Source organism: Pseudomonas sp. ASL7, from assembly GCF_056680375.1.
Genome location: NZ_CM155279.1, coordinates 4,024,523 through 4,037,329, shown reverse-complemented (window position 1 = coordinate 4,037,329; position 12,807 = coordinate 4,024,523). Strand labels below are relative to the sequence as shown.

Below are 12,807 nucleotides of genomic sequence, written 5' to 3'. Positions count from 1 at the left end.
GAAGATTTCAATGCAAGTAATGCGTGGCTGGGCGACTCGAAATGCGCCGTGGGTCGGCCTGGTAAGCATCCTTGGCACCGCGCAGGAAGCGCTGGCCGGCGATTACGAAGGCACACCGCAGGTGGCCGAATTCGTCGGTGAAATGACCCGCGACTACGGTTTTGCCGGTGAACAGCTGATGGGCGTGTTCCGCGAAGCCGAGCGCAAGCAGTCGGTTCTGGACGCGATCTCGAAACCCGCCGAGCGGGTCAAGCCGTGGAGCGAATATCGTCCGATGTTCATCACTGACGCGCGCATCGCCCGCGGTGTCGACTTCTGGCGTCAGCACGAGGCCGTACTGGCTCGCGCGGAGCAAGAATACGGCGTGCCGGCGCAAGTTATTGTTTCGATCATAGGTGTTGAGACCTTTTTCGGTCGTAATACCGGTAATTATCGGGTGATCGACGCCTTATCGACCCTCAGTTTCGACTATCCTCCTCGTGCTGATTTCTTCCGCAAGGAATTGCGCGAGTTCCTGTTGCTGGCACGAGAGGAACAGATTGACCCGTTGACCCTCAAAGGCTCCTACGCAGGCGCCATGGGGTTGCCGCAATTCATGCCAAGCAGTTTCCGTGCTTATGCGGTGGACTTTGACGGTGACGGCCACATTAATATCTGGACCAATCCGGACGATGCCATCGGCAGCGTCGCCAGTTATTTCCAGCGTCACGGCTGGGTGGCGGGTGAGCCTGTGGTCAGTCGCGCCGACGTGCGTGGCGAACAGGTTGATGAAGGGTTGACCACTGGCATCGAGCCGACTAAAACCGTCGGGGAGTTGCGAGCTTTGGGCTGGTCGAGTCATGATGCGTTGCGTGATGATATGCCAGTCACGGCTTTCCGCCTGGATGGCGACAATGGCCCCGAATACTGGATGGGCCTGAAGAATTTTTACGCGATTACGCGTTATAACCGCAGTGTGATGTACGCCATGGCGGTACATCAACTGTCTGAACAGCTGGTCCAAGCACGGGGCGTCAAGTAATGCGGGCATTGCCTATGAGTAAACCCCTGAAGCTGATGGCATTCGCCGTGCTGGCAGTGCTGGTCGCCAGTTGTTCGACCAGCCGCTCGCCGACGCAGAAGTCTTCCACCGCCGTGCGCTCTGTACCGGGTCTGGACATCAACCGGGCTCACAAGGACGGCGCACCCTGGTGGGATGTCGACGTCTCGCGTATCCCGGATGCCACGCCGACCCTGCACTCTGGTCCTTATAAAGCCAACCCGTACACCGTGCTGGGCAAGACTTACTTCCCGCTGCAAGACTCCAAGACCTACGTTGCCTCGGGCACGGCGTCCTGGTATGGCACCAAGTTCCACGGTCAGAACACCGCCAACGGCGAGGTGTATGACCTGTACGGCATGAGCGCTGCGCACAAGACCTTGCCACTGCCAAGTTACGTTCGGGTGACCAACCTGGACAACAACAAAAGCGTGATCCTGCGGGTCAACGACCGGGGGCCGTTCTACTCGGACCGGATCATCGACTTGTCCTATGCCGCCGCCAAAAAGCTCGGTTACGCCGAAATCGGCACCGCACGGGTCAAGGTCGAGGGCATTGATCCGCAAGCGTATTGGGCACAAAAAGGCCGTCCGGCGCCTTTGATGCTCAACGAGCCGCAAGTCGCGCAGAATAGCGCCCCGACGATTACGGCTTCGGCCGGCACTGTCGAGCAATGGACACCGCCGCCGCAGCAACACGCCGCGGCGGTAGTGCCGGTGCAGATCGATGCCAGGAAAAACGCTTCGGTACCAGGCTCTGGCCAGTATCTGCAGGTGGGCGCGTTCGCCAACCCGGACGCTGCAGAACTCCTGAGGTCGAAGCTCAGCGGGATGGTGAGCGCTCCGGTGTTCATCAGCTCGATCGTGCGTAACCAACAGACACTGCATCGGGTGCGCATGGGGCCGATCGGTTCTCAGGGTGAAATCCAGCAGGTGCAGAACAGCGTGCGAATGGCCAATCTCGGTTCACCGAGCCTGGTCACCGCCGAGTAACACGTAGTACTTGATTGACGGTTCGCTTGCAGTTTGGGGGGTGAACCGGGTTGTTGGCTCGTTGAAGAACAAAAGCCCGGCAAGGGTTCTGAGTGAACAACTGAACACGCGATGGCCCGTTAGAAGGCCGTCTGATTAGTTTTGCCTTCGGGCAGTTTCCATTAGCGATTTCGAGAGACGGATGAACATCACCACCTTTGCCAAACGCCTGTTCCTGCTAGTTCCACTGCTCCTTTCACCTGCCGCGTTCGCGGTCGAGATGATGCCGTCGCCACCGCAACTGGCCGCCAAGGCCTACGTGCTCATGGACGCCAGCAGCGGCAACGTGCTGGTTGAAAACAACGGTGACCAGCGTCTGCCTCCGGCCAGCCTGACCAAGCTGATGACCGCGTACATCGCGACCCTGGAAATCCGTCGTGGCCAGATCGGCGAAAACGACCCGGTCACCGTCAGCGAAAACGCCTGGCGCACCGGCGGTTCGCGGATGTTCATCAAGGTTGGCTCGCAGGTCACTGTCAGCGACCTGTTGCACGGCATCATCATTCAGTCGGGCAACGACGCCAGTGTTGCGCTCTCCGAGCACATCGCCGGCAGCGAAGACGCCTTTGCCGACCTGATGAACAAAACCGTGGCCGACCTGGGCATGACCAACAGCCACTTCATGAACCCGACCGGTCTGCCGAACCCGGAGCACTACTCGTCGCCTCACGACATGGCGGTGCTGGCTCGCGCGATCATTCAAGAAGACCCGGCTCACTACGCGATTTACTCGCAGAAAGAGTTCTTCTGGAACGGCATCAAGCAACCTAACCGTAACCTGCTGCTGTGGCGCGACAAGACCGTTGATGGTCTGAAAACCGGCCACACCGAGGAAGCCGGCTACTGCATGGTGTCTTCGGCCGTCCGTGATGGCATGCGCCTGATCGCCGTGGTGTTCGGCACCAACAGCGAAGTGGCTCGCGCCTCCGAAACCCAGAAGCTGCTGACCTACGGTTTCCGTTTCTTCGAAACCCAGACCTTCTATCAGAAAGGTGCCGAGCTGGCTCAGGCCCCTGTCTGGAAAGGCACCACCAATCAAGTCAAGGCCGGCCTGGCTGAAGACCTGACCATGACCCTGCCAAAAGGCCAGCTGAAAAAGCTTGCCGCCAGCATGACCATGAACCCGCAACTGGTTGCGCCAATCGCCAAGGGCGACGTGATCGGTAAAGTCGAAGTGAAACTGGACGACAAGGTGGTGCACAGCGCTGACCTGATCGCCCTGGACGCTGTCGAGGAGGGTGGTATCTTCCGCCGCATGTGGGATAGCATCCGTCTATTCTTCTACGGCTTGTTCAACTGAATTAGTGTGGACTTGCATGGCCTCGTTCCATTTCGGAGCGGGGTCGTGTTCGTTGCCACGGCTTACGAGGCCGTTACGCCATGACAGATACCGAAGTAAAGGCGCCAAAAATCGAATTCCCCTGCGCGGATTACCCTATCAAGGTGATCGGCGATACCGGCGTGGGTTTCAAGGACAAGATCATTGCAATCCTTGAGAAGCACGCAACCGTTGACCACAACACCCTGGCCGAACGCCAGAGTACCAACGGCAAGTACACCACTATCCAGTTGCACATCATCGCCACCGGCCAAGAACAGCTGTACGACATCAACAGCGAACTGCGGGCTACCGGTTTCGTGCACATGGTGCTGTGATGTCCGGCACGCTGGGCTTTCGCGAGCTCGGCCAGATGGCTTACGAGCCGGTCTGGCATGCCATGCAGCGCTTTACCAACGAACGCGGCACGGATGCCGCGGACGAGATATGGCTGGTGGAACACCCGCCGGTGTTCACCCAGGGGCAGGCCGGCAAGGCTGAACATTTGCTGCTGCCGGGCGATATTCCGGTGGTGCAGGTCGATCGCGGTGGTCAGGTGACTTACCACGGTCCAGGCCAATTGGTGGCTTACCTATTGCTGGATGTGCGCAAACTGGGTTTCGGCGTGCGTGACCTGGTCACCCGCATGGAGCTTTGCCTGATCGAGTTGCTGGCCAGCTATGGCGTTACTGCCGCAGCTAAGCCAGACGCTCCGGGTGTCTACGTCGACGGGGCGAAAATTGCTTCTCTGGGTCTACGGATCCGCCACGGTTGCTCCTTTCATGGCCTTGCCTTGAATGTGGATATGGACCTGGAACCGTTTCGACGGATTAATCCCTGCGGCTATGCGGGGCTGGCGATGACCCAGCTGCGCGATCATGCAGGATCGATTGAATTTGCCGAGGTAAGTGCCCGGCTGCGCGCGCAGCTCGTCAAACACCTCGACTATGCTGAGCAGACGACCCTAACGGGCGGAATCGACTGATATGACTACTGATGCAGTGCAAACCATGATCCCGACGCAGGATGTCACCGAGCGTCCGGCCCCCCGTGCCAAGGTTGAAGCCGGCGTCAAGCTGCGCGGCGCCGAGAAGGTTGCACGCATCCCGGTGAAGATCATCCCGACCACCGAACTGCCGAAGAAGCCTGACTGGATTCGCGTACGCATCCCGGTTTCCCCGGAAGTCGACCGCATCAAGGCCCTGCTGCGCAAACACAAGCTGCACAGCGTGTGCGAAGAAGCGTCCTGCCCGAACCTGGGCGAGTGCTTCTCCGGTGGCACCGCGACCTTCATGATCATGGGCGATATCTGCACCCGTCGTTGCCCGTTCTGCGACGTGGGCCACGGTCGTCCGAAGCCATTGGACGTCAACGAGCCTGAAAGCCTGGCCATCGCCATCGCCGACCTGAAACTGAAATATGTAGTGATCACCTCGGTTGACCGCGACGACCTGCGTGACGGCGGTGCCCAGCATTTTGCTGACTGCATCCGCGAGATCCGCAAGCTGTCGCCGAACGTGCAGCTTGAAACCCTCGTGCCGGATTACCGTGGCCGCATGGACGTCGCGCTGGAAATCACCGCCGCCGAGCCGCCAGATGTGTTCAACCACAACCTGGAAACCGTGCCGCGCCTGTACAAGGCTGCGCGTCCGGGTTCGGACTACCAGTGGTCGCTGACCCTGCTGCAGCGCTTCAAGCAGATGATGCCGCACATTCCGACCAAATCCGGCCTGATGCTGGGTCTGGGCGAGACCGACGAAGAAGTCATCGAAGTGATGAAGCGCATGCGCGAACACGACATCGACATGCTGACCCTGGGCCAGTACCTGCAACCGTCCCGCAGCCACTTGCCGGTCCAGCGCTTCGTGCACCCGGACACCTTCGCCTGGTTCGCCGAGGAAGGTTACAAAATGGGCTTCAAGAACGTCGCTTCCGGCCCGCTGGTACGTTCCTCGTACCACGCCGACGAGCAGGCGAAGCTGGTTAAAGCCGAGCTGATGTCGTCCTGATCTGCTGCTATTAAAAAAGGGACCCGCAAGGCCTTTGGGCCTTGCGGGCTTTTTTTGCCTTGTTTGTGGCAATGACAGTCTTTTCCAGCAACCTGCGGAGCGACTGACCCTCTTCTGTTTATCCCCGTTCCTGACTACTGTGTGCTTGACGCTTTCACGCAGGGAGATTCATGGATGACCGTTCGACCGACCCACAGTCTTTTTCCACACGCGCCTGTTCCGGCCTTGCCGCTGGAAGGGCTGATCGGCGTCATTGCGCCTGCCGGTCCCGCCTCTCTGCACACCGATAAAGCCATCGCCTGGATGCGCGCTCGCGGCTATTCGCTGCGGATTTTCCCGGGTGTGTATAAGCAGGAGGGCTACCTGGCCGGTAGTGACGATGTGCGGCTCAATGACCTGCACGCAGCGTTCGCCGACAACGAGGTCGACGCGATTATTTGTCTGCGCGGCGGTTACGGTACGCCACGGTTGCTTGACCGTATTGATTTCGAGTTGCTGCGCCGCAACGCCAAGCCGTTCATCGGCTACAGCGACATCACTGCGCTGCATCTGGCGATCAGCCGTTATGCGGGTTTCGTGACCTTTCATGGACCGCTACTGAACGCAGACCTACTGGGTGACAAGCAAAAGCCAACCGAGTCTTCGTTTTTCAACATGCTGCGAGGGCAACTGACGGCGGGCAGCGTGCTGACGCACCCGGTGGCCTACCCGTTGACCACCATTGAGCCTGGCATCGCTCACGGGCGCTTGCTGGGGGGCAATCTGTCAATGATTGCCACGACCGTGGGCACGCCTTACGAAATTGATGCCGAAGGCGTCATTCTGTTTATCGAGGACATCAACGAGCCGCTCTATCGGATCGACCGGTTGCTGACGCATCTGCGCCTGGCAGGGACGTTGGGCAAGCTGCGTGGGGTTCTGGTGGGGGATGTGGCGGGGGTTGAAACGGCGGCGTTGGAACGACTGCTCAAGCAAACCTTCGAATCGTTGCACATTCCGGTATTGGCCGGATGGCGCAGCGGTCATTGCGATCCGAACCTGACGTTGCCGATGGGGGCGTTGGTCAGGCTGGATGCGGGGAACAAAGAGTTGGTGCTGGAGCAGGATGTGGTAATCAAGCGTTAGAAATTCGTCGCCTGAAAGTAAGTCTTCGCGAGCGGGCTCGCTCCCACAGTTGATTTGTGTTCGACCTGGATCAAATGTGGGAGCGAGCCTGCTCGCGATGCTTTTAGCGGTTACGCAAGCTGTCCAGCAACTTGTGCGTCGGATACCCATCCGCCGGCCAGCCAAACGACTGCTGGGCGCTGCGGATTGCCTTGCGGGTATTGGCGCCGATGATCCCGTCGGGATCGCCCGCGTCGTAGTTCCGGGCACTCAGCAAGCTCTGCAGTTCGATCCGCTCGGTACGGCTCAACGGCAAATCATCTTTGGGCCATGTGCCGCTGATCAAGCCTGCACCACTGAAGCGCTCGGACAACAGGCTCACGGCCAGTGCATAGGACGACGAATTGTTGTACTTGAGGATCGCGCGGAAATTGTCGAGAACCAGAAAGGCCGGGCCACGATAACCGGCTGGCAGCAGCAGGGCGGCTGACAGGGATTCGGCCCCTGCCGGAACCTGAGCGCCTTTGGGCAGCGTGACGCCCAGTTGCTGCCATTCGGCGACGCTCTTGCGAATCGTGCCGTCGGCCAGCATGTAATTGAAACTGCCCGGCAACTGAACTTCAAAGCCCCACGGCTGACCCTTCTGCCAGCCAGAGCTTTGCAGGTAATGCGCGGTCGAGGCCAGGGCATCGGCGGGGCTGCCCCAGATGTCGCGGCGACCGTCGCCATCGAAATCCACGGCGTGGGTGTTGTAGGTGGTCGGAATGAACTGGGTCTGGCCCATGGCACCGGCCCAGGAACCGAGCATTTTTTCCGGCTCAATGTCGCCCTGTTGCAGGATCTGCAGGGCGGCGATCAATTGCGCGTGAGCAAATGCGGGACGACGGCCTTCGTAGGCGAGTGTCGCCAGGGAGTTGATCACCGACTTGTTGCCCTGGAATTGACCGAAGTTACTCTCCATGCCCCATACCGCAACCAATGCCTGGCGATCGACGCCATAACGCTGCTCGATCCTTTGCAGGATGTCGGCGTACTGACTGATCAGCGCCTGACCTTTGCGTATCCGCAGCGGCGACAGGGCGCCGTCGAGGTATTCCCACACCGGACGGGCGAATTCCGGTTGGCTGCGGTCGGCACTAATCACGCTGGGGTCGAAGCTGACGTTGGCAAATGCGCGGTCGAACACGTCAGCGCGAATGCCGGCGGCCAGTGCGTCCTTACGAAACCCTGCCTGCCATTCAGCGAAGGACTGGGTCGGCTGGATGTCGAGGTTTTCATCGGTCGGCACCACGGGCGGAACGACCGCAGGGGCTGTCGCGACGGGGACGGTCTGAAGCGGCTGGGCATCGGCGGCGGTCGGTTTTTCCGCGCAGGCGACAAGCAAAATAAGGCTGGAGGCAGCGATCAGTTGGCGTAGGTGCCAACGACGGGAAAGACAAAGGGGCATGCACGGGTCCAGGGAAAACGAATCAGATGCAGACCTTAACATGTTGAGCGAACGCCTGCCTTTTCAGGCTGCCAGAAAGTAAGAAGCCTCCCAGCTATTAGACTGGAAGGCTTCGCGGCGGTAGCTGCCTTTGCCCTTGCCGGGCCGTTCCTGACGGCTGCGGAACAGTGGCTGGGCGATGATGGATTTGGCCTTGTTGGGGCCATTTTTGGATGGCTTTTTGCTCATGAAGATTCTCGTAAGTGAGTGGGTTTTGCGGGGCAAATAATCTGCCGAAGTCGGGGTTCTGTCTAGTCCCTACATTGCGTAGGACCTTTCTCCGATTGCCCTGTAATTGGATGGTGGTTATTCAGCAGGTAATGTCAGGCGCTGGCCGGCCATCAACAACGACAACCGGCTCAGGCTCATCCACGGCGAGCCCGCGGCCTGGCCCTTGATCTGCGCATCGATGCGCTGAGCTTCCAGTAACAACTGCGCCCAGCGTTGCGCCGAGTAGCGTTGCAGGGCTTTGCTCATCAGCGGTTTGCGTTTATCCCAGATCGGGGGGCGGGCCTGGCTGAAGGCTTTGTCCAGCGGCACACCCTGGCTGTATTGCAGTGACAGGTTGGCCAGCAGGCGCAGTTCCCGGGCCAGGGCCCACAGGATCACCGGCGGTTCGACACCTTCCCCCCGCAGCCCTTCGAGCATGCGCAGGGCATGCGCCGCTTCGCCGTTTAGAATGGCATCGGTCAGTCCGAAAACATCGAAGCGTGCACTATCAGCCACTGCAGCCTGCACCGTTTCGACGGTGATCTGACCGCCTTCGGCCATCAGCTTGAGTTTTTCGATTTCCTGGGCGGCGGCCAGCAGGTTGCCTTCAACCCGCGCGGCGATCAGTTCGACGGCGTCCTGGCTGGCAGAAAGCCCAGCCTGAGACAGCCGTTGACGGATCCAGCTCGGCAACTGGTTGGCGTCTACCGGCCAGATCTGCACGAACTGAGTCTGCTGACCTTCGACCAGTGCCTTGCCCCACTTGGTTTTTTGCGCACTGCCATCAAGTTTCGGCAGGCTGATCAGCAACACAGTGTCTTCGGCCGGTCGCGAGCAATACTCGATAAACGCGGCGGCGCCTTTGTCACCGGGTTTGCCAGAAGGCAAACGCAGTTCCAGCAGACGCTTTTCGGCGAACAACGACATGCTCGCACCCGCTTGTAGCAACGTACCCCAGTCGAAACTGGCATCGGCGGCAAATACCTGGCGTTCGTCGAAGCCCTGTAGGCGGGCGGCGGCACGAATGGCGTCAGCGGCTTCCTGACACAGCAAGGGGTCATCGCCACTGATGATGTAGACCGGCGCAAGGGCACCTTGCAGGTGTTTGGCGAGTTGGGCGGGAGCGAGTTTCATAAGAGGGGGAACGGGGCGCCTGAGCGCCCCGTACGCCTTACTGCTGCTGCAGTTGGACTGGCGACTGACGCGGAGTGTTCGCTTCAGCCTTTTTCGCTGCTTCCATCGCCGCGGCTTCTGCCTTGGCCCTGGCTTCGGCAGTCTGTTGCAGTTGATCCAGCTGGGTCAGCGAGATCTGTTGCAGGCGCAGCATCATGCGTTGAACCAGTTCACGACGGGTTTCTTTGCGCGCAGTGGCGGCTTCCTGATCGGTACCGGCCAGGTTGCTGGTGTCATGGAGAAAGATTTTCTGCACTTCAATCTTGTCGCTCAGCAGTGACAGGTCGTGGGCACCACGGATGTCGTAGTTCAGCACCGTGGTTATCTGATACTCGCCAGTACCGGCGCCCACATAGCTGAGGATACGCTGGCTTTCCTGCTCATCGGTCAGCACCAGTTTGTAGGGGGCACCGGTGTAAACCTTGACGCCGCTGCTTTCCAGCACCTGGCGCAATTGCGTCACGGTTTCGCCGTAGGCGTTGCGGGCGCTGAGGTCGAGCTCCTTGATCGCCAGCTCGGTGGTGCCGGTGCCGCGCAGCTGGAACCCGCAGGCGCTCAGCAGAACGGCGAGACCCATCACCAGCAAATTGCGTTTGATCATCTTGTTGCTCCCCTTGAAACCAGGTGGGCCGATCATGCGGCCCGAAAGGTTTTACTCGGCGCCAGGCATGGACCTGGCGCCTGATCCAATTTAGCTGGCGACGATATTGACCAGTTTCCCGGGCACTACGATCACTTTACGAATAGTCAGGCCGTCGACAAAGCGCAGCACGTTTTCGTTGGCGCGTGCAGCGGCCTCGACTTCTTCGCGGCTGGCGCTGGCCGGCATTTCGATGTGCCCGCGCAGCTTGCCATTCACTTGAATGACAAGCTGCACGCTGTCCTGTACCAGCGCGCTGTCGTCCAGCACCGGCCAGCCTGCGTCGATCACCGGGTCGGCGTAACCCAGTTGATTCCACAGTTCGTGACTGATGTGCGGGGTGATCGGTGCCAGCAACAGGGTCACGGTTTCCAGACCTTCGTGAATCAGGGCGCGGTCCTGTTCGGTGCCTTGCGGGGCTTTTTCCAGCACGTTCATCAGCGTCATCACCTGGGCGATGGCGGTGTTGAATTTGTGGTTCTGGCCGACGTCGTGGCTGGCCTGCTTGATGGCCTGGTGGATCGAACGGCGAATGACTTTCTGCTCGTCGCTGAGGCTGGCGATGTCCAGTTTGCCCGGCAGGCCCTGAGTGACGTGGGCTTGAGCCAGGCGCCAGACGCGCTTGAGGAAGCGATGCGAGCCCTCGACGCCAGAGTCGGACCATTCCGCGCTCATGTCAGGTGGCGAAGCAAACATCATGAACAGGCGGCAGGTGTCTGCACCGAACTGGTCAATCATCGACTGTGGGTCGACGCCGTTGTTCTTGGACTTGGCCATCTTCTCGGTGCCGCCGATTTCCACCGGCAAGCCGTCTGCGATCAGCTTGGCGCTAATGACCTTGGCCTTGCTGTCGCGTTCGAGTTCGACGTCCGCCGGGTTGAACCAGGTGTAGGCACCGTTGGCTTCGCGACGATAGTAAGTCTCGGCGATCACCATGCCTTGGGTCAGCAGGTTCTTGAACGGCTCGTTGGAGCTCACCAGGCCTTCGTCGCGCATCAGCTTGTGGAAGAAGCGCGCGTACAGCAGGTGAAGAATGGCGTGTTCGATACCGCCGATGTACTGATCCACCGGCAACCAATGGTCGGCCGCCGATTTTTCCACCAGGCCGCCTTCATAGTGCGGCGAGGCGTAACGGGCGTAGTACCACGAGGACTCGACGAAGGTGTCCATGGTGTCGGTTTCACGCTTGGCAGGCTGGCCGCATTTCGGGCAGCTGCACTCGTAGAACTCGGGCATGCGCGCCAGCGGCGAACCGGCGCCATCCGGTACGACGTCTTCGGGCAGTACGACAGGCAGTTGATCTTCCGGGACCGGCACATCACCGCAGGTGTCGCAGTGGACGATCGGGATCGGGCAGCCCCAGTAGCGCTGACGGCTGATGCCCCAGTCGCGCAGGCGGAACTGGGTGCGCGAGGCGCCCAGGTTTTTCTTGATCAGCGCGACTTCCACGGCGTCAAAGGCGCCTTCGAAGTCCAGGCCGTCGAACTCGCCGGAATTGATCAGCGTGCCGTGCTCGCCGTAAGCATCCTGCCAAGGCGCCGGGTTAGTGTCACCAGAACTGGTGCGTACCACCGACTTGATGGGCAGGTTGTACTTGGTGGCGAACTCGAAATCACGTTCGTCGTGCGCCGGAACCGCCATGACCGCGCCGTCGCCGTAGTGCATCAGCACGTAATTGGCGACCCACACCGGGAGCTTCTCACCGGTCAATGGGTGCTCGACGAACAGCGAGGTTGGCAGGCCTTTTTTCTCTTGGGTGGCGACGTCGGCTTCAGCGACGCTGCCGCCCTTGCATTCAGCGATGAACGCTTGCAGCTCAGGGTTGTTCTGCGCGGCCAGGGTGGCCAGGTGGTGTTCGGCGGCCACGGCGACGTAGGTCGCGCCCATCAGGGTGTCCGGACGGGTGGTGAAGACTTTCAGGGCACCGGTTTCTCCGATGGAATCGACGTTGTACGGGAACTGCACTTCCATCCCGCGGGACTTGCCGATCCAGTTGCGCTGCATGGTCTTGACCTGTTCAGGCCAGCCCGTCAGGTCGTCGAGGCTCGACAGCAGCTCATCCGCGTAAGCGGTGATCTTGAAGTAGTACATCGGGATTTCGCGCTTTTCGATCAGCGCGCCCGAACGCCAGCCGCGGCCGTCGATCACTTGCTCGTTGGCCAGGACGGTCTGGTCGACCGGGTCCCAGTTCACGGTGCCGCTTTTCTTGTAAATCACGCCTTTTTCGAACAGGCGAGTGAACAGCCATTGTTCCCAGCGGTAGTAATCAGGCTTGCAGGTGGTCACTTCGCGGGACCAGTCCACCGCCAGGCCCAGGCTGCGCAGCTGGGTTTTCATGTAGGCGATGTTTTCGTAGGTCCATTTGGCGGGCGCTACGTTGTTTTTCATCGCGGCGTTTTCCGCCGGCATGCCGAAGGCGTCCCAGCCCATGGGTTGCAGGACGTTCTTGCCTTGCATGCGCTGATAGCGGGAGATCACGTCGCCGATGGTGTAGTTACGCACGTGCCCCATGTGTAGCTTGCCGCTGGGGTAAGGGAACATCGACAGGCAGTAGAACGTCTCCTTGCCTGGCTGTTCACTGACTTCAAAGGACTTTTGCTCGTCCCAGAACGACTGGGCGGCGGCTTCGATTTCACGGGGCTGATATTGTTCGTGCATGGCTACTTTTGAACTGAATAGGGGTGGCCTAATCCTCTTCGATGCAACGCTGGGCGATGATCACGCCGAATCGGCGTTTCGCTGCCCAGACAAGCTGGAAGTGGAGTTACAGGAAGCGCCGTAGCATACATGACCGCAC

12 protein-coding genes are annotated in these 12,807 nt (G+C 60.0%); 7 read left to right on the top strand and 5 right to left on the bottom strand.

Annotated features, from left to right (window positions below):
• Positions 1–10: 10 nt before the first annotated feature.
• From mltB to AC1MDT_RS18635, 7 genes are all read left to right on the top strand, one after another.
• Positions 11–1,021: a lytic murein transglycosylase B gene (mltB, locus tag AC1MDT_RS18665; RefSeq protein ID WP_480418439.1), complete on the top strand. Its 1,011-nt coding sequence runs from the start codon at positions 11–13 to the stop codon at positions 1,019–1,021.
• On the top strand, positions 1,021–2,031 hold the full coding sequence (locus AC1MDT_RS18660; RefSeq protein WP_480418438.1) for a septal ring lytic transglycosylase RlpA family protein: 1,011 nt from the start codon (positions 1,021–1,023) through the stop codon (positions 2,029–2,031). The genes mltB and AC1MDT_RS18660 overlap by 1 nt, the downstream gene beginning before the upstream one ends.
• Positions 2,032–2,212: 181 nt before the next feature.
• A complete protein-coding gene (locus AC1MDT_RS18655; RefSeq protein WP_480418437.1) occupies positions 2,213–3,370 on the top strand; it encodes a D-alanyl-D-alanine carboxypeptidase family protein in 1,158 nt (385 codons plus the stop codon).
• An 80-nt stretch (positions 3,371–3,450) separates the two neighbouring features.
• Positions 3,451–3,726 carry a DUF493 domain-containing protein gene (locus AC1MDT_RS18650; protein ID WP_201116125.1) on the top strand — a complete coding sequence of 92 codons (276 nt, stop codon included), beginning with the start codon at positions 3,451–3,453 and terminating at the stop codon, positions 3,724–3,726.
• Complete coding sequence (gene lipB / locus AC1MDT_RS18645) at positions 3,726–4,373, top strand: lipoyl(octanoyl) transferase LipB (RefSeq protein WP_480418436.1); 648 nt, start codon at positions 3,726–3,728, stop codon at positions 4,371–4,373. The genes AC1MDT_RS18650 and lipB overlap by 1 nt, the downstream gene beginning before the upstream one ends.
• Position 4,374: 1 nt before the next feature.
• Positions 4,375–5,397, top strand: a complete 1,023-nt coding sequence (gene lipA, locus AC1MDT_RS18640; RefSeq protein WP_410017333.1) for a lipoyl synthase — start codon at positions 4,375–4,377, stop codon at positions 5,395–5,397.
• Positions 5,398–5,571: 174 nt separating this feature from the next.
• Positions 5,572–6,522, top strand: a complete 951-nt coding sequence (locus AC1MDT_RS18635; protein WP_480418435.1) for a S66 peptidase family protein — start codon at positions 5,572–5,574, stop codon at positions 6,520–6,522.
• Between the two features lie 103 nt (positions 6,523–6,625).
• Here the strand turns inward: AC1MDT_RS18635 and AC1MDT_RS18630 are convergent, their stop codons facing one another.
• The 5 genes from AC1MDT_RS18630 to leuS form a co-directional block, all read right to left on the bottom strand.
• On the bottom strand, positions 6,626–7,948 hold the full coding sequence (locus AC1MDT_RS18630; protein WP_480418434.1) for a lytic murein transglycosylase: 1,323 nt from the start codon (positions 7,946–7,948) through the stop codon (positions 6,626–6,628).
• Between the two features lie 63 nt (positions 7,949–8,011).
• Complete coding sequence (gene arfA / locus AC1MDT_RS18625) at positions 8,012–8,176, bottom strand: alternative ribosome rescue factor ArfA (protein ID WP_480418433.1); 165 nt, start codon at positions 8,174–8,176, stop codon at positions 8,012–8,014.
• Positions 8,177–8,293: 117 nt separating this feature from the next.
• Positions 8,294–9,331: a DNA polymerase III subunit delta gene (holA, locus tag AC1MDT_RS18620; RefSeq protein ID WP_480418432.1), complete on the bottom strand. Its 1,038-nt coding sequence runs from the start codon at positions 9,329–9,331 to the stop codon at positions 8,294–8,296.
• A gap of 37 nt (positions 9,332–9,368) precedes the next feature.
• Positions 9,369–9,971 carry an LPS-assembly lipoprotein LptE gene (locus AC1MDT_RS18615; protein ID WP_480418431.1) on the bottom strand — a complete coding sequence of 201 codons (603 nt, stop codon included), beginning with the start codon at positions 9,969–9,971 and terminating at the stop codon, positions 9,369–9,371.
• A 90-nt stretch (positions 9,972–10,061) separates the two neighbouring features.
• Positions 10,062–12,668, bottom strand: a complete 2,607-nt coding sequence (gene leuS / locus AC1MDT_RS18610; protein WP_480418430.1) for a leucine--tRNA ligase — start codon at positions 12,666–12,668, stop codon at positions 10,062–10,064.
• Positions 12,669–12,807 lie beyond the last annotated feature (139 nt).

Coding starts and splice junctions, on each gene's coding strand:
- mltB (WP_480418439.1), top strand. CDS start 11: ATGCAAGTAATGCGTGGCTGGGCGACTCGAAATGCGCCGTGGGTCGGC.
- arfA (WP_480418433.1), bottom strand. CDS start 8,176: ATGAGCAAAAAGCCATCCAAAAATGGCCCCAACAAGGCCAAATCCATC.
- AC1MDT_RS18615 (WP_480418431.1), bottom strand. CDS start 9,971: ATGATCAAACGCAATTTGCTGGTGATGGGTCTCGCCGTTCTGCTGAGC.
- holA (WP_480418432.1), bottom strand. CDS start 9,331: ATGAAACTCGCTCCCGCCCAACTCGCCAAACACCTGCAAGGTGCCCTT.
- AC1MDT_RS18635 (WP_480418435.1), top strand. CDS start 5,572: ATGACCGTTCGACCGACCCACAGTCTTTTTCCACACGCGCCTGTTCCG.
- lipA (WP_410017333.1), top strand. CDS start 4,375: ATGACTACTGATGCAGTGCAAACCATGATCCCGACGCAGGATGTCACC.
- AC1MDT_RS18630 (WP_480418434.1), bottom strand. CDS start 7,948: ATGCCCCTTTGTCTTTCCCGTCGTTGGCACCTACGCCAACTGATCGCT.
- AC1MDT_RS18650 (WP_201116125.1), top strand. CDS start 3,451: ATGACAGATACCGAAGTAAAGGCGCCAAAAATCGAATTCCCCTGCGCG.
- leuS (WP_480418430.1), bottom strand. CDS start 12,668: ATGCACGAACAATATCAGCCCCGTGAAATCGAAGCCGCCGCCCAGTCG.
- lipB (WP_480418436.1), top strand. CDS start 3,726: ATGTCCGGCACGCTGGGCTTTCGCGAGCTCGGCCAGATGGCTTACGAG.
- AC1MDT_RS18660 (WP_480418438.1), top strand. CDS start 1,021: ATGCGGGCATTGCCTATGAGTAAACCCCTGAAGCTGATGGCATTCGCC.
- AC1MDT_RS18655 (WP_480418437.1), top strand. CDS start 2,213: ATGAACATCACCACCTTTGCCAAACGCCTGTTCCTGCTAGTTCCACTG.